The organism is Prosthecobacter vanneervenii (genome assembly GCF_014203095.1).
GTDB classification, from domain to species: Bacteria; Verrucomicrobiota; Verrucomicrobiia; order Verrucomicrobiales; family Verrucomicrobiaceae; genus Prosthecobacter; species Prosthecobacter vanneervenii.
This window is the reverse complement of the sequence record NZ_JACHIG010000002.1, coordinates 635503-656905: the sequence shown is the minus strand read 5'-3', so window position 1 is coordinate 656905 and position 21403 is coordinate 635503. Positions and strand designations below refer to the sequence as shown.

Here is a 21403-nt window from a genome sequence, read left to right as displayed (position 1 = left end):
TAGGTTTAAAGTTTCAAGTCACGGCACACGGATCATTTAAGGGCTAAACTCCCACTCGGGTGCGTTGAGCAAAGCCCACAGCACATCCTCCATGCGGCCGCGCCATTCGGCGTTGAGCTTGTTGGTGGGGGGATCTCCGGCGCGGGCGGCGGTTTCCTGGGCCATGCGCACGGTGGTGGCTTCGGCGTCGAGGTGGTTGGACCAGCTCACGTATTTTTCGCGGGTGCGGTTGGATGGGGTGTGCTTAATGCACGCTTCTGGGCTATTGATTCGTTTGTCGTACCCGGCGCTAAGGTGCTTGGTGTACAGCGCGTGCTCTTCCGCCGTCGGATGACGGGTGAGCAGCTTGAGGAAAAGCTGGTCAATGAACTGATCGAGCGATTCGTTTTTCAAAGCGAGGGCGGTGATGCCATGGTCATCACTCAGTCGAGTGAGCCAGACGCCCACGGTGCCGTTGCTGAGAATGGCGGGCTGCAGCACGTTGGGGTCGGCATCGCGCTTGCTCACAGGGTCCTGGCGTGAGCCGCGCCAGCCGAAGGCGCTGAGCACATCCGTGACGGCCTGGATGCGGGGCAGGGCCAGGCTGGGGCGGTCGCGCTCATTGCTGGTGCTGGTGAGCATCCAGCTGTGGTGCGGCTTGCCCATGTGGATGGCGTTTTTGAGATCGCGGGTGTTGTCGATGTCCAGGCAGACTTCCTCGGTGTGGAAGGGCTTGCCGGTGGCGGAGAAAAGAGAGTCCACGATCTGCTCTGCCTGCAGCCTGCGCGGTGCGGGGCTGGTGAAGAGCGGGCTGGTCTGCTTGAGCGTGGGATCGGTGGCACGCTGGTAGGCCTGGCTGTTGAGGATGAGGCGGGCGAGGTGCTTCACGTCATAACCGCCGCTGACGAATTCGCGGCCCAGCCATTTCAGCATCTCAGGATGCGAGGGCTTGCCCTTCTCCCAGTCTTCGATGGGCTCCACGATGCCGCGGCCCATGAAGCGTGCCCAAACGCGATTGGCGATGACCTGGGCAAAGCGCTCGTTCTGCGGCGCGGTGATCATGGCGGCCAGCACATCACGGCTGTCCTTGGGATCTTCGGCCAGCTTGGCGGCGGCTTCATCGCAGAACTCCGCAAAGGGCCACTTGGGCTGCACCTTGGTGCCGGGCTGCAGGGTCACTTGAATGAGGGGCTTGCGGCCACCGGCGTGGATCTTGTCCATCGGCACGCTGCTGGTTTTGGGCACTTCGATTTCTTTGGAGCCGAGCATGGCGGCGAGTTCAAAGAGATCCTGCTGGATGGACTTGCCGGTGGGGGAGTCGTGGCAGCGGGCGCACTTCATCTCCACGCCGAGGAAGGCGGTGCTGACGATGGTGCCCTTGGCAGCCATGGGCACATCGTTCTGCGAGGCGGTGCCAAATCCGGCGGGGCCGCCGAGGCGCTCGCTGCCGCGCATGCGCAGGAGTTCGGTGACAAAGAAGTCCATGGGCTTGTTGTCCTGCAGGGACTCATAGAGCCACCAGCGGAAGGGGCCGGTGTTGTTCAGCGTGGGGTTGAGGATGTTTGGGTTTTCCGCCAGCACGTCCTGCCAGTAGCCCATCCAGTTGTCGGCCCAGCGCGGGTCTTTCAGCAGTTGGTCGATGACGGCCTTGCGGTCCGGGTTCTTCTGGAATGCGGCAATCTCTTCCAGGGATGGAGGCACGCCGATGGTGTCGATGTACACACGGCGCAGGAAGCTGAGGTCGTCCGTGAGTGGTGTGAGCGTGAGGTGATCGGCGCGGATCTCCGGCCAGTGGGCCCCTTCTTTGATCCAGGTGGTGAGCAGGGCGATCTCATCCTTCGTCAAAGGCTTGCCCTTGGGCGGCATGATTTCGTCTTCATCCGTGGAGGTAATGCGGGCGATGAGGGAGCTGTGGTCGGGCTTACCGGGCTCGACGGCGGCACCATCGGATTTGCCGCCTTTGATGGCGTCTGCCAGCGAGTCGAGATGCAGTCCGCCCTTGGCCTTGGAGCCGCGATGGCACTCGGTGCACTTGGCTTCGAGGATGGGCTGGATGTCCTTGAAGTAGTCGATGCTGCCTTTGTGGGAGTCCTGGGACTTCACGGTGGCGATCTTGGCGGCAATGAATTCGTCGATGCTGCCATTGCCCACCGGATTTTTTGCCAGCCATTCTTCCGCAGCCTTGCGGCGCGTGGCCCAGTAGGGCGCGGAGAGGGCACGCAGTTCGGCGCGTTTTTTGGCATTCACCTCGGCGTAGTGGGCATTGCGCTCTTGCTCGTAGGCAGCCCATCCGGCATCGGTGTAGGGCACGGTGCGCTTGCCGGGGGTGACGAGCTTCCAGGTCTCGGTGCCTTGCTGGCTCCAGGCAACCACGGTTTCGCCCAGCTCAGGACGGCGGATGCTCTTGCCCACATAGCTGCCCACCAGCGTCTCCAGCACGATGAACTGCGGCTTGCCGGTGCCTTCAAACTCGCACCAAGATTCGCGGTTTCCGGGAGGGACAAAGCGGAAGTCGGGGCCCAGGTCGAGATAACCCTGCTGATCGGCTACCAGATGATGGCCGTCGCTGTCATTCGGCGGGAAGGGGGTGTTGAGGACGATCTTGTTATCGACATAGAGATTCGTGGCGCCACGGGCACGCAGCAGCAGGCGGTGCTTGCCTTTGGGAAAGGTCACCACGGCTGCCGCACGCAGCATGAAGGGCACATGGCGCTCGCCACGTACGCCGGTGTCCACGTACTTCTGCGGCACATCGAGGAAGCCGAAGACATCTTCCGTGTAAGTCTCGCCCACCTTGGGCGGTTCGGCGGGCCAGGCGTTGGCGTCGGGCATGCCTTCCTCTGCCAGCTGCACCAGCACACGGCCTGCGGGCACCTGCTTCTTGGCGATGGGCGGAGGCGGCGGCACAAACTGATACTTGGCCTTCAGCGCGGTGACATCGACGGGCCCGCGATAGATGGCTACGTCATCGAGCCAGCCATTGAGGGAATGAGAGGACGCGAGCGTGGAGCCGCTGCCGATCACGAGGGAGTCGCCATCGGTCACAGGGGCACGGTCGGTGGCACCGCCCATGTCCCACACGCCGTCGGTTTCGCGGCCGTCGATGTAGCCTTTGATGCTCTTGGGTTTGCCGTAGGTGTAGGTGACGGCGATGTGGTGCCAGCCGGAGGTGGGCAGGGTGTCCTTGGACCACCAGCGGTGCCAGTCGCCTTTTTTATCGGGCACATTGGCGCTGCGGAAGAGGAAGCCGATCTGAGCGCCACCCTTGGTGTTTTGCAGGCGCAGGGCGTAGTTTTGGTTCTCGCTGCCAAACTCCTTGGTGCCGAGGCGGCCTTTGCCGATGATGTAGGGGGTGCCGTTCTGTCCGGCAGGCTTGACCCAGGCTTCGAGGGTGATCGTTTCATTGAGGCCAAAGCGCAGAGCCTCGGTGTCCTTGATAGTGAGGGCGGATTTCTTGCCGTCGCCATCGAAACGCTGGGCGGTGTTGTCCTTGGAAAAGCCGGGATAGTTTGGGGAGCGTGGGCCGGGCTCCTTGGAGTTGTCAAAACGCCACTGCATGACGGGTGTGGCGAGCGGTTTGTCCGCAGTGTCGTTGCCACCGCTGTCATTCTGGGCGGAGGCGGCGAGGGCGGAGAGCAGAAAAAGGGCGGGGACGTAGCGCGTCATGCTCCTATGAACGCCAGATAGACGCCTTTTTCAGCATCTTGGGCCCCCCACTTTCGTGAGGGGGAGACTTGTCCCTTTTTTGAGCTGAGGCCAACCTCACACCATGAACCCCAGAGGCGGGTTGCTGGCGCTGGGGGTGTAGAAGTTGCCGATGTTGGGTAGCACCAGCGGCAGATCGGTGGGAGAGACGCCGAGCCAGAGAGCCAGCTCGGCAAAGAACTGGTCGCAGCTGGTGGTGGGGATGAGGCGGCCGTTGCCGGTGTCGAGCGGGTTCTGCTCAGGGCCAGTGTCAGGATTGATGGCCAGGCTGGGGAAGGTGCCGTAGATTTTCTTTCCCTTCACGCCGCCGCCTACGATGAGCTGATTGCTGCCCCAGGCGTGGTCGCTGCCCTGGCCGTTGCTGGTCAGCGTGCGGCCAAAGTCGGAGGCGGTGTAGAGCACGACCTGATTTTGCAGGTTCATGGCGGCGAGCTGATTGTAGAAGGCGCCGATGGCCGCGCTGATCTGCGGCAGCATGGTGCCTTGCAGACTAAGCACGCCGCTGTGGTGGTCCCAGCCGCCGAAATTGATGAAAAAGGTCTGCCGCACGGCACCGAGGGCGGAGTTGGCATGGCCCTGAATGGCCTGCGCGATCATCTGCAGGCGGGAGCCGACATAGGTGGATGGAAAGACAATGCCGCCGGGCAGCGGGGCGGAGGTAGCGGTGGTAAAGGCATTGTAGGCATCCAGCGCGGCCTTCTTCCGGGTGTTGAAGGTCTGCATGAGGATGTTGGAATATTGCAGCGCCAGCTGGCTGTCCATGCCCTGGCTGAAAGCCTGCGTGACGGTGTCGTACTGCTGCCATCCGGCGCTGTAGTTATCCAGGGCCACGGCACCGTCGGTGGTGATGGCGTACTCGGCCACGGAATGACCGGTCTGCCACACGTTGCTGCCATCCAGCGAGATGTTCATGGGCACCTTCTGGTTGGCATTCAGGCCCTGGAGGAGATCGGCGGTGCGCCCGGCCCAGCCGATGCCGGAGCGCTGATTGGGCAGGCTGGTCTGCCACTGCTCGATCTGGTCGGAGTGCGAGTAGAGTCCGAGCGGCAGCTTCTTGGTCAGCGCGGTGATCTGGCTGCGGTTTTGCACAGGCTCGATGAGCGTGCCCACATTGGCGATGAAAGCGGCGTGCCCGGCTTCAAACAGCGCGGCGACCTCCGGCATGCCGCCATGCACGGCAAAGGTGTTTTGCCCAGTGGGATGGATGTCGATGAGGGAGCCGGGAGCCAGCGCGAGGTCCGAGCGCGTGGCCTGATACTGCGCGTAGGCGGAGGTCTCCCGTGGGACGAGGACATTGAAGCTGTCACACCCGCCGGAGAGAAAGAGGCAGACCACGGCGCGGTATTCGCCGCTGGTGGGGGCGGTGAGCGCGGAGATCTTTTCGGCAAAGGAGAGATTGAGCAGCGTGTTCAGCACCGGGATGGAGCTGACGGCGGCGCAGCTGGCCTTGCCGATGAACTGACGTCGGGGCTGGTGAAAGGCGATCATGGCTGTGGTGGGTGCGTCAGGGAATGTTTCAGCGCATCACATTGTACTCGGCGGAGGAGACGATGGAGGTGATGAGCTGGCGGAGGCGCTCGCGGTGCCACTGCCAGGAAGTGTCCGGCGGCTTTACACGATCGACGGATTCGCGGATGGCCTGGAAGAGCTGAGGCGACATGGTGCCGCCGAGGAGCATCATATCGTAGCGCCGGATCAGCAGATCGAGATCGAGGAGATTGGAGACGCTGGGGGTGTCCTCGTTGATGTGGGCGGCGGGAATGATGAAGCCGAGCTCGGGATCGAGATTGAGCGCGACATTGTAGGCCGGGGTGCCGCTGCCCCAGCGATGCAGGCTGTTGTTGCCGATGGCATTGTAGAAGTAGTTGGCCCCGGTGATGGCGGAGCTGGCATTGACGATCTGAAACTCCGGAGCCACCAGCCCCATCTGCGTGACGGGGCCGGGCGGGCTGTGTCCGGGGAGGAAGAAATTGAAGACGCTGGGGGAGTTCTGCGGGTCCTGCTGGTGGTCGAGATTGAACTGATCCAGCGGATAGCGGCCGGAGGTGGAGGCGGCATTGAAGGCGCGGGCCAGGTTGACCACACGGAGGAAGGGCTCGCGCATTTTGCCAAAGGTGGGGGAGTCCATCATGGCGGGATCCCGCGCCTCGGGGTCCATGAGGATGGCCTTGATGAAGGCCTTCATGTCTCCGCGCACGCCGCTGCCGTTGTCGTTAAACTTGGCGGCCACGCGCCCGATGTAGGCGGCGCTGGGATTGGAGGTGACGAGGCGCTGGATGAGCAGACGGCCGATGAAGGGGCCAACGTTGGGGTGGTTGAAGAGATTGGTGATGGCTGCATTGATGTCCGCCATGCCCGCCGTGCCGGTGCTGCCGCTGCTGGGTGTGCTGGCGGCGAGGTTGAGACCATTGAGCAGCGTTTTGGCACCGCAGTCATGGTAGGCGTCAAAGATCTTCATCGGGTGCAGGCGGTCGCCGTTGATGAGATTGTTGGCATCAAAGCTGGTGCTGTCATACCACGTCAGGCCGGTGAAGACGCGGGCGAGCTCGGTGATGTCGGAGTTGCTGTAGGTGGGGATGAACTGCCCGGCCTGCGGATCGCCAGCGGGGTAGGTTTTGCGCGTGCCGTCGGTGTTCAGCTGCCAGAGGCCGATGCTGAAGAGCTGCATGACCTCGCGGGCAAAGTTTTCATCCGGGTGGATGTTCAGCGCGGGGATGGCTTTTTGATTTCCCAGATGGCTGAGATAAACGCCCATTACGGGGTGCATGGCCACCTGCTTGAGGATGTCGAGGTAGTTGCCGAAGGCGTTGGCCTCAAAGATGTCGTAGTAGTTGGCCATGCCCTCGTAGTCCACGGCCAGCGTGTCGGCGCGGTCGGAGGTGACGAGGATCTCGCTGAGAGCAAAGGCCACGCGCTGGCGCAGGGGATCGGGGAGCTGCGTGGTGGCGGAGTCGGGGCGCAGCTTGGGCACGCCCATGGCGCGCTCCCACCATGCGTGCTCCTTGTAGTTGCCGTAGAGTTCGAGGCCGTTGGCGTATTGCAGCGCCCAGTTGGTGTAGGGCTGGATGTAGCCGATGGGGCGGGTGAACTGGTCGTCGATCCAGGCTTCCAGCCCCTGCGCCATCAGCGCTTCTACATTCTCGGGGATGATGTCGGCATCGGCGGCGTCATCCTGATCCGGGCCAAAGGCGGCCTGGATGAGGAAGCGCGCGGCCTCTTTGGCACAGGGCAGGGAGGAGGCATCTCCGAGGGTGACGGTGGCGTTGTTCACGCTGCCAAGGGAGTAGCCGCTGCCTGCGATGGCGGTGACCACGATGGTTTCCACGCCCTCGGCGCTGGCGTCGTTCACGGGAGTCAGCTCCACCCACGTCTCGCGTGCGCCCATCGGCAGCACGATCTGGGTGCTGGCGATGTTGGTGGTGTAGTCGGTGTTTCGCGTGGCGGTGCCGGTGAGGGTCAGATTCACCGTGAGGGGGCGCAGCCCGCCGCTGCGGCGGATGACGACGACGCCTTTGTCAGGCCAGTCTTCGCGCATGTCGCCGTCGATCAAACCGACGGTGATGGTGCTGGCTGCGGTGAGGGTGGACTGCACGCGGCTGAGGTCGGCGGTGTCGTTGCGGTCGCTGTGGTTGAGCGCGGGATTGAAGCCGAGCTGCATTTCCTCCCAGTCGGTCAGGCCGTCGAGATCGCTGTCCACATCAGCGATGGCCAGTTTGAAAAACCAGCGGCTGTGAGTGCTGGCATCGAACGGGGTGGCGATGTTGCTGCCATCTCCTGAGACGGTGCTCATCAGTGTGTAGTTGGCCGGATTGAGATCCGGGCTGCCGTAGATGGCGTAGTTTTTGCCGGCGGCGCTGGGCCAGCTGAGATGCACCTGGCCCGCCACGCCTGAGGAGAGTGCCGAGGAGGGAAAGGAGTGGGGATCAAGAGGATTGGTGCCAGCGCCGCTCTCCTGAGCGTTCGTCCAGCCGTCGTGGTCGGCATCTCCGAGTGCGGGCAGGCTCGTCGCTCCGAAAAGGATTTCCCAGATGTCGCTCTGCTGGTTGGCGTTGGAGTCGAGCGCCGGGGCTGGCATCGAAGTGCAGAGCAGGGCCAGAACCAGGAGAGTACGCGTGTTCATGGGAAGGGACGGTGCCGCCTAGCTAAGCATAAACGCGCGGAATTGGGAATGGGGTTTTGCGGGCGGAGGTCACACCCGCACCAGTCCGCGCCTGATCGCCTCCGCCGTGGCTTGAGCACGATCATTCACTTTCAGCTTCATCAAAATGCGGCTGACGTGCTGCTTTACGGTGTCTTCGCCGATGCCGAGGATGGCGGCGATTTCCTTGTTGGCGCGGCCCTGGGTGACGAGGGCGAGGATCTCGCGCTCGCGGGGGGTGATCTCGGGTTCGGCGAGGCGGTCTTTGAGACGCTGGGCGATGTCCGGCGGCAGGCTACGCTCTCCTTTGGCCACGGTGCGGATGGCGGTGAGCAGGGCCTCGCGTGAAGATGACTTTTGCAGGTAGCCAAGCGCGCCTGCTTTGAGCGCGGCCTGGATTTCATCGTCACGTGCGAAGGTAGAGAAGACGAGGACACGCGCGCTGGCGTGATCCCGTAGCAGCGCGGCAGTGGCCTCGATGCCGCCGATGCCGGGGAGCTGCAGATCCATGAGCACGACATCCGGCTGCTTTTTGGCATAGAGCGCGGAGGCCTCTTCGCCACGGTCCGTTTCTCCCACCACTTTAAGATCGTCTTCCAGCTCCAACGAGGCCACGAGGCCGCTGCGGACAACGAAGTGGTCGTCGATGAGAAGGAGGGAGATCATGGAAAGAAGAGAGCAGGCAAATGACGAACTCAAAAGGACGAATGATGGAGCGGCAGGGAAACCGTGACCACCGTTCCTTTTCCTGCCTCGCTTTTCCAGCTCACGTCAGCACCGATTTTTCGCGCGCGCTCGCGGATGCCCATGCAGCCAAAGTGGCCGGGCTGGCCGGTGGTGGCAGTGTCTGAGGCGAGGCCGCGGCCGTTGTCGGAGATGCGGAGCGTGAGCGCGTCTGTGGTGGCGGAGAGATGCAGGGAGATCTCGGTGGCCTGGGCGTGTTTGATCGTGTTGGTGATGGCCTCCTGCGCCATCATGCGCAGGTGGTGGGAGACGGCTCCCGGGATGGCGGGGAGGGGATGGAGATCGAGCTGCAATGCGGGTGCATTGGGCGGCATGCGGTTTTGGATTTCGCGCAGCGCCGCGGGGAGATCGTGCAACTGCTCGGTGTCGCGCAGATCGGCGACGAGGTTTCGCGCTTCGCTTTGAATGCGGGAGACGAGGCTGCGGCTGGTCTCGATGAGGGTGCGCGCCTTGTCCTCCAGCGGGCGCGTGGTAGCGGCGTCCAGACGCAGGGAGAGGCCCGCGAGCTCCTGCTCCAGCGTGTCGTGGAATTCGCGCGCGATGCGCTGGCGCTCATCCTGCGTGGCCTGCTGCACGATGCGGCTGCTCAGGGCGCTGATCTGACGGCGCAGGGCTGCGATCCAGACGATGGCAAGGAGCACGACGCCAGCCAGAATGCTGATGGCGATGATGAGGCGGCCGGTGGTCCAGAAGGGCGCGGTGCTGATGACGGCGATGTCTTCCGCCGAGCGCAGCAGCAGGGATGCGCGCTCCGCCTGCGAGCGGAAGCCGCGGTCTTTGGACGACTCCACCAGACAGATGCCCGTGAGCCCAACGACGGTGCCGATCTCCAGATCGGGCACAGTGGATTGCAGCAAAAAAGCGCGCAGCGGCGTGCCGCCGGAGGTGAGGCGCAGTTCGTAGCCATCCACCGTGCGGAAGAAATCATTGAGCACGGCAGGTGCAGTGAGGTGGATGAGGTTGGCATCGTGACTGCCGTCCAGAAATTCCCTGAGAGACACGGCGGCAGCAACGGCGGGCGCGGTGGTTGCTTCATCGCTGGTGATCACCTGCGCATCGGCCAAAGAGGCGCTGAATCCGGCCATGATGGGAAAGCCGATGATCTCGGCCTTCTGCCCCGTGCTGAGAGTGGCTGGCGAAGTGAGGCGGATGGCGATGGAGGGAGACTGCTGCGGCGGAGGTGCGGCATCCTTGGGCTGCTCTCGCGGTGGTGGCGGTGGCGTGGCATCTCGCAAAAAGACACGGCCGTCCGGGAAGGATGCGAGCACGGTGCCCAGCACGCGTGCGCGGTGGTGGGGCTCGTCCGCAGCACCAAACTGCAGCAGGGTGACGACGGAGGTGACGGGCAGATCTTCAAGCGGTGGCGCGGCCCGGGTGATGGCCACATCATTCCAGTCGGTGACACGGATGTAGGGAAAGACGAGCTGGCGGCGGTCATTGATGCCGCCTGCGGCCAGAGCGGTGATGCGCAGGTGTGCGTCGATGAGCGCTGGCGCGGTCTCCAGCGGTGAGTCGATGCGCACCTCCAGCACGCGGCTGCCGATGGCGAGGCGGAGCAGCGAGCGGTTTTCATCCAGCGGCGTGAGCGTGCGGCCCAGCCCCTCCACGATCACGCGCTGGTAGTGGTAGCGGCCGGTGGCCAGATCATCGTAGCTGGCGGGCGCAGCAGCGGGTGGCTCGGCGTGGCCCAGGATCTGCAGGCTGGTCACGTCCACGCCGGGAAAGTACAGTCCGGCGGTGGTGGTGCCCAGAATGCGTACGCGGTCGCCCACACGCAGGTCATTGCGTGCGGGCTTGAAGTGCAGGTGCGTGCCTGCGGTGTCGTCCTGAACGAAGGCGGTACCGCCGCTTTCCACAAAGCCGATCGTGGCCGTGAGGTCCACGGGCAGCTTTTCCAGACTGCGCTCGTAGGGCAGCGTGCGGATGTCGATGGCGCGGGTCAGTGCGGCTGCGGCGAATGACGAATGTGTAAATCCGAATGACGAAATAATGACGAAGATCAAAGCCTGAATGCCACGCTCTACGCGGCACGCAGCGCCACGAGCATTGGCATTCGGGCTTTGGGCTTCATTCGTCATTCGGATTTACACATGCGTCATTTCTGTCCTATGCCCCCGCTTTGTGCTCAGTCATTGGTCGGGTCCACGCCGCGCTGGAGCTTGCGCACCAGATCCTTCACCTCATGGGCGCGGCGGAGGTCTTTGAACTGTACTTCGATGCCGGCATTCGCCGCCGTGGAGAAGTCGATGGTGCCGAGGCCGAGCAGGCCTTTGAGGCCGGACTCGTACACATCGATGCTGCGGATGTCGCAGATGCGCGCCTCTTTGGAGCTCTTGCCAATGATGCCCCAGATGAGCTCCACGCGCTCGCGGGTGACAATGTAGTCGTGCGAGAAGCGCGAGATGCCGATGGCGATGAGCGTGGACGAAGCGCAGAGCAGGGAGATGATGGAATACTCCGCCTGGACGACGTAGAGCAGGCCGCTGGCCACCAGGAGCAGCAGGAAGAGGAAGAGCGCCTTGGGGTAGCCCAGCCATGAGGGGTGCGCGTGGTGCAGGATGATCTCGCCACTGGGGGAGTAGTCGTGATCGGCGCTGTCTTCGGGTTCTTCCTCCTCGATCTCTTCTTCTTCGATTTCCTCTTCCTCCATTTCCGCCTGCGTTTCGGCCACCTCCATGGGGATCTCAAAGTCCGGGCTGATCTCGCGATAGGCAGGACGGGCGATGCGGGCGCGGGTGCCGCTGGCATGGCCTGCAGGGCGCATGCCGCTGATCAGCTCCCCCACGGTGTGGGTCATGCCGGTGGCCTCATCCACGCACATCTCCCCGCGTGCCAGGGAGCCGCGCGCCACCAGGGTGTAGAGATCCTCTCTGGAAAGAGGAGCGCTGAAAGCCGGGTGCTGCTGGAGGGTGTAGCGTGCGGGCATGGAGTGGGCCGTTTCTCAGGCCACAGAAGCACAGGCGGGCGGCCTGTGTCACGCGCAATCACTCCTCATCCGGTGCCGGAGGCAGCAAATCCTCGCGCTGCATGAGGTCAGAAACCTTCAGCAGCAGCAGCTCGCCCTTGGGTGTGCGGATGATCTCGCCGAGGAACGGGGTCAGACGGTCCATCTCCGCCACAGCGGAATGCACCAGACTGGCGATGATGCGGGAGTCGTGGCGGTTGGGCGGGAAGACATTCGTCACGCGGAACATCACCTGGCCGCCGTCCCACTCGAGCTCAAAGTTGCCGAGGTTCAGCTCCTTGTTGGTGCGCATGAGCAGCTCACACACCTGGAGGCGGTGGCTGGCGGGCACCTGGAGGGTGGAGGTGGAGACCACGGAGAGGATGTGGGTGTCTCCAAAGACCTGCGCGTGCAGCGGCACCTTGGTGTGGTGGGCCTCAAAGTCGGCCTCGACGACGGAGTGCTCGGCCACCTCGCGGTAGAGCCAGCCCATTTCCTTGAAGGTCGTCAGGACAGTGGCGTAGAGGGCGGACATGCGGCGGGAAGGGAATCTGAGATCTGAAATTTCAGATGGTCGGGGCGGCGAGATTCGAACTCACGACTTCTTGCTCCCAAAGCAAGCGCTCTACCAGGCTGAGCTACGCCCCGAAGGTGTTTCCCACATCCGTAATCGAATGAGGGGGCGCGATAGTGCCGCAGTCTGAGACAGACGCAAGGAGAAAGGATGGGGGAGTGACGAAAACGGAAACTGCGGGAAAAATCCTGAGATGGTCCGCCCGCCGCAGTGGAGGACAAAATGGCGCAACCGGGAGCGGTGCTCAGACACCGGGTTGGATCTTGCTCCAGAGTGCTTTCTGAAACCACAGGGGCATGGGGTCGCATTTCAATTCGAGGTCCTGTCCTTCTGTGATCTCCGCCACCCAGAGTCGCTCGCCACCATGGCGGGAGTTGTCAAAAATATAGCATCTGCTGGTGAATTTGACCGCATCCATGAGCAGTTCGAGGGATCGATGGTAACGCTGAATGATCTTTGATTCAGGAACATCGTGACCTCCCTGGCTGAAGCGTGCCTTGACACGGGCCACGTTGATCGAAGGGTCATCGGTGGCAATCTAATAGAGGTAGGTGCGATATCCCAGCCGCCGGGCTTTTTCCAGCAGAGCCACCTTGTCTGGGGATGACATGACTGTTTCGAAGGAGAACGAAGCTTGTTTCTCCAGCAGCTTCTGCCGCAAAAAATCCGCCGCCACAGAGGCAAAGTAAGCGTTCATTTCCACATCTCTGAAGTCCAGGCTGCCGTTGTTAAATCGCAGGCGACCAGCCGCTTCAGCAAGGCCCGCACGTTGCAGCAGTACAGACCGCGTAAAAACTCCAGGATTTCCTCTGGGCTTGTTTCTACTGAGTAATCTTGCACCACCAAATACCCTGAGTGTGCGGCCTCTTTCTGGATTTCATCAGGGTTGATGTAAATGCCCAGCAGGCTTTCCGGAACCACGCTTTTGATGGTGCTTTTGCCAGAACCATTTGGCCCGGCGAACATGCGCAGGCGAGGTATGTGCATGATTCAGGGAATACGCACACGGGTTCCCACGGGCACGCTGAGCGGCTTTTCCGTGGTCTTGACCAGCTGGCGTGTGCCATCTGGAAATGCCTGATAGATGCCGCCTTCTTCGCTGATCAGGACGGTCTGTCCTGAAGCCAGAGCCTGCCAGTAGGCCACGTCCACCGCAGCGGCCGAAAGGCTGGGAATCTGCTGCTCGAGATAATCCAGTGCTGTTTCAGGGGTGGACATGTCGTGAAGGCGTGTGGCGCAATGTAGATCGTTCTTGGTTTGGTTCAACGTCCAAGGTTACCCAGGGCTTGCATGGGCAGTTGCGGTCTGAAACATAAGGAGCTTCTGTCCTCACCGCCCTCTTGCTCTCAGAGACATCGTGCCGCAGAAGCTGCCCACCGGCTCGCGCTCCCACCAGTCGCCGGAGACTTTTCGCACCTCGGGCAGGGTGAAGTGGTAGCGGTAGAGGCGGGCGCGGATGTGGGTGATCTTTTCCACGGGGAAGGGCGGGGGCTCCAGCAGGGCCCACACGGGCTGCTTGTGCTGGAGCAGGGCGGTGCAGAACTGGCCAAACCAGTGCATGGGGGAGTTTGGATTCGCATCGCGCTGGGGATCGTAGCCGGGATAAAGCGCCGCAAACCACATCTGCCAGTCCAGGCGCGGCTGATGCGGGGCGATGAAGGGCGGACGGCGCGCGGGGTCTCCGGGCTTGTATTTAAACTCCAGCGGCAGGAAGAGCGCGCCGTCATCGCTCACCTCCAGAATGACCTCAGGGCGCTCCTCCGTCATGTCCTGAAAGAGACCGTAGGCATTGAAGGAGCGGGTGCGGGCGGCGGGAGCGTCGAGCTTTTCATGCAGCCCGGCGGGCAGCAGGGGCTTGTAGTCACGGATGCGGCCTGCGAGGAAGGAATCTGCCGCCAGCAGTGTGACCAGCACCACGGGCAGCACGGCTGCGAGCGCGGGCCACTGCGTCCAGTGTTTGAAGGTGGGGCGCGGGGATTCGGCAGAGATGCGCAGCCATGTGCGCAGGCGCTGCGGCCACCAGCGGTCGTCCAGCAGAGTGATCGCCATCAAGCCGGTGAGGAGATCGAAGAAGTTATAGTTCCCCGTGGCGGAGATCATCACCATCAGCCCCAGAAAGCCGAGCGCCGCCACCAGTCGTCCCCAGCGCCCAAGGAAAATGGCGAAGGGCAGCGCGAGCTCGATGACATACATGATCCAGCAGCTCGCCACGTGAAACCAGCGCGGCGCATGATGGATGAACCACGAAAGGCCATTCGGCAGCGGCTGCGTCTCGTAGTGGTAGAGCAGCGCGGTCATGTCATGCCACGGCAGGTCGCCGCCGCCGATCTTGACGTAGCCGGAGAGAAACATGAGGCGGAAGAGCAGCCAGTGCAGCAGGAAGATGGAGCCTCGCGGCGGCTCCGCAGGGCTGCGCCAGGCCCACAGCCGCCAAGGTGCGAGAAAGAGAGCGAGGAATCCGGCCTCCAGCAGCAGGGCATCCCACTGGTAGCCCATGAAGATGTCTCCCGTGGTGGCAAAGGACAGGTAGCCAAACCACAGCAGCGCCAGCAGCGGCCCCTGCGCCACACCCGCCATCACCAGCACGCACAAGACGCAGCAGGCGGTTAAGACTCCGTGTGCAAAGGCATCGGTGTAATGCCAGTGAAACACCGAGGGCATCTGCCAGAAGAGCGAGGTGTGCTCCCGCGCCTCATAGGCGTGGATGTTTTCCATCAGGCTCTTCGTCGGCAGGATGCCGTTCTCCCCGACGAGCCCGTCATACTGCACGCCCCACGACGCGAAAGCGATGAGGTAGATGGCGGCCAGCAGACGCGGAAACAACCAGCGGACAACGGTGTAGCGTCCGCGATGGGATTCGAGCCAGAAGAGGGGGGACATGCTAGCGAGGGCTGCTTGTGAAGGCTGGTTTCAGAACATCGCGTTTGCCGGATTTACGTCAATGAACCTCATCCCATCAGTTTCACAATTTAGGTGCCCGGCAGAACCGTGCTTGCAAATTTGCGGCAGCTGCGGTGTTTCGGATGATTTGAGTGTTGCCGTCCCGGATTCTGGCATGCCAGACTGATGTCGGCCAACGACTATAAAATGAGCATGGACTCCACCCATCCCACAGCGCCTGTCCGCCTGCACAGCAAATGGCTGCGTGCGGCATTCCTGCTGCTGCCGGTGGTCGCGGTGGTGGACTATTATGCGGGCTATGAGCTGCAGTTTTCCATCTTCTACCTCGTCTCAGTTTATCTGGCCACCTGGTTCGGCGGCTGGGGGCTCGGCGTGCTCGTGGCGCTGATCAGCGTGGTGCTCTCGCTGGCGGGAGACCTGGCCAGCGGTGCTGTGTACAAAAACGAGCTTGTGCCATGGTGGAACTGCGCCATCGCCATCAGCTTCTATATTGTCATGGTTTCAGTGCTGCACCGGCTGCGCATGTTTCAGCGACAGCTTGAAGTGCGCGTGCGGGAGCGGACCACCGCCCTGCGCGAGGAGATCCAGGAGCGTAAAAAACTGGAACAGGCGGTGCTGGAGGTCAGCGAGCGCGAGCAGCGCCGCATCGGCCATGATCTGCACGACAGCCTCTGCCAGCACCTGACCAGCGCTGCGCTGGCCGGGCAGGTGCTGAGCGAAAAGCTGCACCAGAAATCCGTGGCGGAGTCTGCAGACAGCGAGCAGCTCGTGGGTCTGATCGAGTCCGGCATCGACCTGGCGCGCAGCCTCGCGCGCGGGCTTGCCCCGGTGGAACTGGACATGCTGGGGCTCACCGCCACGCTGCGTGAGCTGGCCCGCACCACCAGCATGCGCGCCCGTCTGAACTGCACGCTGGAAATGCCGGAGGAGGTGCTGCTGGAAGACTCCGAGGCCGTGGTGCATCTCTACCGCATCGCGCAGGAGGCGGTGAACAACGCCGTGCGCCACAGCGGTGGGGACCGCATCACCATCTCCCTGCAAAACACGTCCCAGGGGGTGCAGATGCGCGTGACTGATAATGGCGCCGGGCTGCCGCCTGAAGCTGCGCGGAAATCGGGCATGGGCCTGCACATCATGCGTCATCGTGCCGACATGATCGGGGCGCTGTGCGAAGTGACTGGACTTGAGCGCGGGACCTGCGTGAGTGTGCTCGTTCCCACGCGCACCACCACCTCCGCCGGCGCCGCCTCCATCTGATTTTCTGCATGAGCGAACGACAGAGCATTTTCATTGTCGATGACCACCCCCTCGTGAGGGAGTGGCTGGGCAATCTCATCAACCAGCAGACGGACATGACCATCTGCGGCGAAGCTGAGGCCGCGCCCGAGGCCCTGTCCAAGATCGAGGCACTGAAGCCGGATGTGGTGGTGGTGGACATCATGCTGGCCGCCGGCTCAGGATTGGAGCTGCTCAAGGACATCCGCCGCGTGTCACCGGAGAGCATCTCCCTGGTGCTGAGCATGCACGATGAGCTGACCTACGCTGACCGCGCGCTGCGTGCCGGTGCGCGTGGTTATGTGAGCAAGCGCGACACCACCAAGAAGATCGTCAATGCCATCCGCGAAGTGTCGGCGGGGCGTGTGTTTGTCAGCCCGGAGGTGCAGGCGCAGATCACCGAGCGCTATCTGGGAAACCGCACCAGCTCCTCGGACATCAGCACGCTGAGCGACCGCGAGCTGGAGGTCTTTCGCATGCTGGGGCAGGGCAGTGACACGCGGCAGATCGCCGACTCGCTGAGCATCAGCATCAAGACGGTGCAGGTGTACTGCACACGTGTGCGTGAAAAGCTGGGGCTGGCCGGGCACCATGAGCTGATGCGGGAGGCCTTCCGCTGGTGGGAGCAGCAGGCAGGAAAAGCGGAAGCCTGAAAAGCGTCCCAAACGGATCGTTCGCAGCGTGTAGGGCGCGGCCTTACACCGGCCTGTAAGACGCGGATGACAGAATGCAGCGAGACGTGCTGACATGCTCGCGCATGGATCGTGCTGAAAAGTGGGGACATGCAAATTTCCCCCCAGTGCTGCGTGTTTCAGCGCGCTTTTTTCACCATCGCAGGCCTCGTTTTGGCAGGCTCCGGCCTGTCATCCTGCACTCGGAGCTCAGCCCCGGTCGCAGAGCCTGCGCCGCCGCAGGCGTACAGCGTCACCATGCCTGTCGTCATGGATGTCCCGGCAGACCGGCAGTACGTGGCCTCCGTGCAAAACACCAGCCATATCGAGCTGTGCGCGCGGGTGGAGGGCTTCATCGAAAAGGTGGTGGTGGATGAAGGCCAGCGTGTGACCAAGGGGCAGCTCATTTTTTCGATCGGCAGGCAGGCCTTTGAGACGGAACTCCACCGTGCACGCGCCAAGCTCAAAAGCGCGCAGGCGGATTTTCGCATGGCTGAGATTGAGCAGGCAAACACAGCCATCCTGCTGGAGAAGAAGATCATCGCCAAGGTGGACATGGAACTGGCGCAGGCCAAGACAGATGCCGCAGCCGCCGCCGTGGAGGAGGCTGGTGCGGACGTGGCGGATGCCGAGCGGCACCTCAGCCTGGCGGAAGTGCGCGCACCCTTTGACGGCATCATCAACCGCCTGCCCAAAAAGGCTGGCAGTCTGGTCAATGTGGGGGACGTGCTTACCACCCTTTCGAGCGATGGCGATGTATTCGTCTATTTCAATGTCAGCGAGCAGGAGTATCTGGAGCTGATCGCCCGCACCGACTACACGGCGCCGGGCGGGCTGTCTCTGGAGCTGGCGGATGGAAACGCCTATCCGCACCAGGGGCGCATCGAGACGGTGGATGCCGTCATCGACAAAAGCATGGGCACCATCGCTTTCCGCGGGCGATTCCCCAATCCGGACCATGTGCTGCGGCAGGGGGCCAGCTGCAAGGTCACCGTGCGCCATCTGCTGAAGCAGGTGGTGGTGATCCCGCAGAAGTGCACCTTTGAGCTTCAGCACCGGCTGTGCGTTTACCGTGTGGGCCAGGACAACAAAGTGCAGATGGAGGAGGTGGTGCCGCTCTTCAGGCTGCCCAATCATTTTGTCATCGGCAGAGGGCTCAGCGCGCAGGATCGCGTCATCTTTGAAGGCATTCAGCTCGTGCAGGAAGGGCAGGTCATCGAACCACGGGAGCAGGCGTGGGCCGCATCCGCCCCGCTTTGAAACCACCATCTCCCATCTTTTAGCTGCGTATGACCTCGAGGTTCATCCATCGACCTATTCTTTCTGTCGTCATGTCCGTCATCCTCACGCTGCTGGGGCTGCTGTCGCTGACGAAGCTGCCCGTCTCCCAGTTTCCGGCGATCGCCCCGCCGGAGGTGAACGTGACGGTGGAGTACACCGGGGCCAATGCCGAGACGCTGACCAAGGCGGCCATGGTCAAGCTGGAGCGCAGCATCAACGGCGTGCCGGGCATGAAATACATGTCCACCGACGTGGGCAATGACGGCGTGGGCGTGGTGCAGATCATCTTTGAAGTGGGGACCAGTCCGGATGTGGCGGCGGTGAATGTGCAGAACCGCGTGGCCGCCATCATGGGAGAGCTGCCCGCCGAGGTGGTGCGCAATGGCGTGAAGATCGCCAAGGAGGAAAACGCCATGCTGATGTACCTGAACCTCTTCAGCACCAAGGATGATGTGGACGAAAAGTTTCTCTACAACTTCGCCGATCTCAACATCCTCGCCGAGCTCAAGCGCATCAAAGGCGTGGGCTTTGCCGACATCCTCGGCACCAAGGAGTACGCCATGCGCGTGTGGCTGCGGCCGGACAAGCTGCTGGCCCTGGGCGTCTCCGCCGATGAGGTGATGAAAGCGCTGGACGAGCAGAATGTGGAGGCCGCCCCCGGCAAGGTGGGGGAAAGCTCCGACAAAGGCCGCCCGCAGCTCCAGTATGTGGTGCGCTACACCGGCAAATTCAGCACCGAGGAGGAGTACCGGAACATCCCGCTGCGTGCCACCTCCGAGGGGCAGATCCTGCGCATCCGCGACGTGGCGGACATCGAGTTTGGCACCACCTACTTTGACGTGGAGGCCAAGCTCAACGGCAGGCCCGCTGCCGCCATTATGCTCAAGCAGCTGCCAGGCTCAAACGCCAGCGAGGTCATCTCCGCCGTGAAGCAGCGGCTGGAAGAAATCAAGGAGTCCACCTTCCTGCCGGGCATGGATTACGAGATCAGCTATGACGTCTCGCGCTTTTTGGATGCCTCCCTTCACGAGGTGCTGCGGACGCTGCTGGAGGCTTTTGTGCTCGTCTCCCTCGTCACCTATGTCTTCCTCCAGGACTGGCGCAGCACGCTGGTGCCGGTGCTGGCGGTGCCGGTGTCTCTGGTGGGCACCTTTGTCTTCATGCAGATGATCGGCTTCTCGCTGAATCTCGTCACGCTCTTCGCGCTGGTGCTGGCCATCGGCATCGTGGTGGACGACGCCATCGTCGTCGTGGAGGCGGTGCATGCGCAGATGGAGCGGGGGAAGGGGGGAGCACGGCAGGCCACCGAGCGTGCGATGCATGAGATCAGCGGCGCGCTGGTGGCCATCACACTCGTCATGGCGGCGGTCTTTGTGCCCGTGGCCTTCATGTCAGGACCCAGCGGCATTTTGTACCGCAACTTTGCCATCACCATAGCCACGGCCATCACGCTCTCGGGCTTTGTGGCGCTCACGCTCACGCCGGCGCTGTGTGCGCTGCTGCTGAAAAACCCGCATCATCAGCCGCACTCTGCCGCCGCACCTCCTAAAAAGCGCGGCCCGCTGGCGTGGTTCTTCCATGGCTTCAACAGCGCCTACGAGCGCCTGGCCACCAGCTACGCGGCCATGATTCATGCCATCGCCGGGCGTCGTGCCCTCACCTGGCTGATGCTGCTCGGCTTTTGCTGCGCCACGGTCTGGATCAGCCGGAGGCAGCCCACCGGCTTCATTCCCAATGAGGACCAGGGCACCTTTTATGTCAGCATCACCACGCCCGCCGGCGCCACGCTGGAGCGCACCAAGGATGTGGTGGACGAGATCGTGCGCAGCACGCGGGACATGCCCTCCATCCTCTCCATCTCCAGCCTTTCGGGCACGAACATCCTCTCCGACGGCACCGGCGCCACCTATGGCACCTGCCTGGTGAACCTGGTCCCCTGGGACAAGCGCAGCACCACCGTGGAGACGGTGATGAACGAGGTGCGGCAGAAGATCTCCCACATCAAGGATGCGCGGATCGAGATCTTCCCGCCGCCCGCCGTGCCCGGCTACGGAAATGCCAGCGGCTACGAGCTGCGTCTGCTGGACAAGACCGGCAGCGGTGACTTCAAGCGCATGGATGGCGTGCTGAAAAAATTCATGGCCGACCTGCGGCAGCGGCCGGAGATCGGCAGCGTCTTCACCATCTTTGACGCCAGCTATCCGCAGTACCTGCTGCGTGTGGACATGGACAAAGCCGCGCAGAAGGGCGTGACCGTGGGCCGCGCCATGGGCGAGCTGCAGACCCTGCTCGGCAGTGAGTATGCCTCCAATTTCATTCGCTTCGGACAGATGTACCGCGTCATGGTGCAGGCGCTGCCGCAGTACCGCGCCCGCCCGGAGGACATCCTCAAGCTCAGCATCAAAGCCAGCAACGACCAGATGGTGCCGCTCTCCAGCTTCGTCACGCTGGAGAAGGTCTATGGCGTCGATCAGATCACACGCTACAACATGTTTCCCTCCGCTGAAATCAATGGCGAGCAGGCCCCCGGCTACAGCAGTGGAGACGCGCTGCGTGCCATTCAGGAAACGGTGAAGCAGAAGCTGCCCAAAGGCTATGGCATCGACTGGGCGGGCATCAGCCGGGATGAGGTGAACGGGGGCGGCGAGGCCACCTTCATCTTCCTCATCTGCATCGTCTTTGTCTATCTGCTGCTGGCGGCGCAGTATGAGAGCCTGCTGCTGCCGCTGCCGGTCATCCTCTCGCTGCCCACAGGGCTGGTGGGAGCCTTTCTTTTCCTGCTGTTGCTGGGGCTGGAAAACAACATTTACGCGCAGGTCGCCATGATCATGCTCATTGGCCTGCTCGGGAAAAACGCCATCCTCATTGTGGAGTTTGCGGCGCTGCGCCATCGCGAAGGCAAAACACCGCTGCTCGCCGCCGTGGAGGCTGTCCGCACACGCCTGCGCCCCATTCTAATGACGTCGATGGTCTTTGTAGCAGGCCTCATTCCTTTGCTGCTCGCCACCGGTGTCGGTGCCGTGGGAAATCGCACCATCGGCGCCGCGGCCACGGGCGGCATGATTTTCGGCACCGTCTTCGGCGTCATCCTCACGCCCGGCCTCTACGTCATCGTTGCCACGTTTGCGGAAAAGTTCAGCCGCAGGCGGGAAGAACTGCCGCTGAGCGAAACCCTCTGAGCCGCGCTATTT

At 62.7% G+C, this 21403-nt stretch carries 16 protein-coding genes and 1 tRNA gene; 4 read left to right on the top strand and 13 right to left on the bottom strand.

Translation table 11 applies throughout. The features are described from left to right. Positions 1–36: 36 nt before the first annotated feature. From HNQ65_RS07735 to HNQ65_RS07685, 13 genes are all read right to left on the bottom strand, one after another. On the bottom strand, positions 37–3645 hold the full coding sequence (locus HNQ65_RS07735) for a DUF1553 domain-containing protein (protein WP_184338923.1): 3609 nt from the start codon (positions 3643–3645) through the stop codon (positions 37–39). 96 nt (positions 3646–3741) lie between these two features. Then, on the bottom strand, positions 3742–5172 hold the full coding sequence (locus tag HNQ65_RS07730; protein ID WP_184338922.1) for a DUF1501 domain-containing protein: 1431 nt from the start codon (positions 5170–5172) through the stop codon (positions 3742–3744). Between the two features lie 28 nt (positions 5173–5200). Beyond that, complete coding sequence (locus HNQ65_RS07725) at positions 5201–7804, bottom strand: DUF1800 domain-containing protein (RefSeq protein ID WP_184338921.1); 2604 nt, start codon at positions 7802–7804, stop codon at positions 5201–5203. Between the two features lie 69 nt (positions 7805–7873). Further along, complete coding sequence (locus HNQ65_RS07720) at positions 7874–8488, bottom strand: response regulator (RefSeq protein ID WP_184338920.1); 615 nt, start codon at positions 8486–8488, stop codon at positions 7874–7876. A 29-nt stretch (positions 8489–8517) separates the two neighbouring features. Further along, a complete protein-coding gene (locus HNQ65_RS07715; RefSeq protein ID WP_184338919.1) occupies positions 8518–10644 on the bottom strand; it encodes a sensor histidine kinase in 2127 nt (708 codons plus the stop codon). Positions 10645–10691: 47 nt separating this feature from the next. After that, a complete protein-coding gene (locus HNQ65_RS07710) occupies positions 10692–11492 on the bottom strand; it encodes a PH domain-containing protein (protein ID WP_184338918.1) in 801 nt (266 codons plus the stop codon). A gap of 58 nt (positions 11493–11550) precedes the next feature. Then, a complete protein-coding gene (locus HNQ65_RS07705; protein ID WP_184338917.1) occupies positions 11551–12045 on the bottom strand; it encodes a YbjN domain-containing protein in 495 nt (164 codons plus the stop codon). Between the two features lie 36 nt (positions 12046–12081). Further along, positions 12082–12158, bottom strand: a tRNA-Pro gene (locus tag HNQ65_RS07700). 170 nt (positions 12159–12328) lie between these two features. Next, the gene (locus tag HNQ65_RS26540; RefSeq protein ID WP_221306075.1) at positions 12329–12595 is read right to left on the bottom strand and encodes a hypothetical protein; all 267 of its coding nucleotides are present in this window, start codon (positions 12593–12595) and stop codon (positions 12329–12331) included. A 27-nt stretch (positions 12596–12622) separates the two neighbouring features. Next, positions 12623–12781 carry a zeta toxin family protein gene (locus HNQ65_RS26535; protein ID WP_221306074.1) on the bottom strand — a complete coding sequence of 53 codons (159 nt, stop codon included), beginning with the start codon at positions 12779–12781 and terminating at the stop codon, positions 12623–12625. Next, the gene (locus HNQ65_RS26530; protein WP_221306073.1) at positions 12778–13071 is read right to left on the bottom strand and encodes a hypothetical protein; all 294 of its coding nucleotides are present in this window, start codon (positions 13069–13071) and stop codon (positions 12778–12780) included. Before HNQ65_RS26530 ends, HNQ65_RS26535 begins: the two co-directional genes overlap by 4 nt. 3 nt (positions 13072–13074) lie before the next feature. After that, positions 13075–13302, bottom strand: a complete 228-nt coding sequence (locus tag HNQ65_RS07690; protein WP_184338916.1) for a hypothetical protein — start codon at positions 13300–13302, stop codon at positions 13075–13077. Positions 13303–13413: 111 nt separating this feature from the next. After that, complete coding sequence (locus HNQ65_RS07685) at positions 13414–14964, bottom strand: lipase maturation factor family protein (RefSeq protein ID WP_184338915.1); 1551 nt, start codon at positions 14962–14964, stop codon at positions 13414–13416. Positions 14965–15177: 213 nt separating this feature from the next. Here HNQ65_RS07685 and HNQ65_RS07680 point away from each other — a divergent pair, with 213 nt between their 5' ends. From HNQ65_RS07680 to HNQ65_RS07665, 4 genes are all read left to right on the top strand, one after another. Then, positions 15178–16242: a sensor histidine kinase gene (locus HNQ65_RS07680; RefSeq protein ID WP_184338914.1), complete on the top strand. Its 1065-nt coding sequence runs from the start codon at positions 15178–15180 to the stop codon at positions 16240–16242. An 8-nt stretch (positions 16243–16250) separates the two neighbouring features. Beyond that, positions 16251–16913 carry a response regulator gene (locus tag HNQ65_RS07675; RefSeq protein WP_184338913.1) on the top strand — a complete coding sequence of 221 codons (663 nt, stop codon included), beginning with the start codon at positions 16251–16253 and terminating at the stop codon, positions 16911–16913. 129 nt (positions 16914–17042) lie between these two features. Beyond that, positions 17043–18191, top strand: a complete 1149-nt coding sequence (locus tag HNQ65_RS07670; RefSeq protein WP_184338912.1) for an efflux RND transporter periplasmic adaptor subunit — start codon at positions 17043–17045, stop codon at positions 18189–18191. 29 nt (positions 18192–18220) lie between these two features. Continuing rightward, on the top strand, positions 18221–21391 hold the full coding sequence (locus HNQ65_RS07665) for an efflux RND transporter permease subunit (protein ID WP_184338911.1): 3171 nt from the start codon (positions 18221–18223) through the stop codon (positions 21389–21391). Positions 21392–21403: the final 12 nt, after the last annotated feature.

What these genes read in the sequence shown, in the direction of transcription:
- HNQ65_RS07735 (WP_184338923.1), bottom strand. Translation starts at nt 3,645, where the DNA reads ATGACGCGCTACGTCCCCGCCCTTTTTCTGCTCTCCGCCCTCGCCGCC.
- HNQ65_RS07730 (WP_184338922.1), bottom strand. Translation starts at nt 5,172, where the DNA reads ATGATCGCCTTTCACCAGCCCCGACGTCAGTTCATCGGCAAGGCCAGC.
- HNQ65_RS07725 (WP_184338921.1), bottom strand. Translation starts at nt 7,804, where the DNA reads ATGAACACGCGTACTCTCCTGGTTCTGGCCCTGCTCTGCACTTCGATG.
- HNQ65_RS07720 (WP_184338920.1), bottom strand. Translation starts at nt 8,488, where the DNA reads ATGATCTCCCTCCTTCTCATCGACGACCACTTCGTTGTCCGCAGCGGC.
- HNQ65_RS07715 (WP_184338919.1), bottom strand. Translation starts at nt 10,644, where the DNA reads ATGACGAATGAAGCCCAAAGCCCGAATGCCAATGCTCGTGGCGCTGCG.
- HNQ65_RS07710 (WP_184338918.1), bottom strand. Translation starts at nt 11,492, where the DNA reads ATGCCCGCACGCTACACCCTCCAGCAGCACCCGGCTTTCAGCGCTCCT.
- HNQ65_RS07705 (WP_184338917.1), bottom strand. Translation starts at nt 12,045, where the DNA reads ATGTCCGCCCTCTACGCCACTGTCCTGACGACCTTCAAGGAAATGGGC.
- HNQ65_RS26535 (WP_221306074.1), bottom strand. Translation starts at nt 12,781, where the DNA reads ATGAACGCTTACTTTGCCTCTGTGGCGGCGGATTTTTTGCGGCAGAAG.
- HNQ65_RS26530 (WP_221306073.1), bottom strand. Translation starts at nt 13,071, where the DNA reads ATGCACATACCTCGCCTGCGCATGTTCGCCGGGCCAAATGGTTCTGGC.
- HNQ65_RS07690 (WP_184338916.1), bottom strand. Translation starts at nt 13,302, where the DNA reads ATGTCCACCCCTGAAACAGCACTGGATTATCTCGAGCAGCAGATTCCC.
- HNQ65_RS07685 (WP_184338915.1), bottom strand. Translation starts at nt 14,964, where the DNA reads ATGTCCCCCCTCTTCTGGCTCGAATCCCATCGCGGACGCTACACCGTT.
- HNQ65_RS07680 (WP_184338914.1), top strand. Translation starts at nt 15,178, where the DNA reads ATGGACTCCACCCATCCCACAGCGCCTGTCCGCCTGCACAGCAAATGG.
- HNQ65_RS07675 (WP_184338913.1), top strand. Translation starts at nt 16,251, where the DNA reads ATGAGCGAACGACAGAGCATTTTCATTGTCGATGACCACCCCCTCGTG.
- HNQ65_RS07670 (WP_184338912.1), top strand. Translation starts at nt 17,043, where the DNA reads ATGCAAATTTCCCCCCAGTGCTGCGTGTTTCAGCGCGCTTTTTTCACC.
- HNQ65_RS07665 (WP_184338911.1), top strand. Translation starts at nt 18,221, where the DNA reads ATGACCTCGAGGTTCATCCATCGACCTATTCTTTCTGTCGTCATGTCC.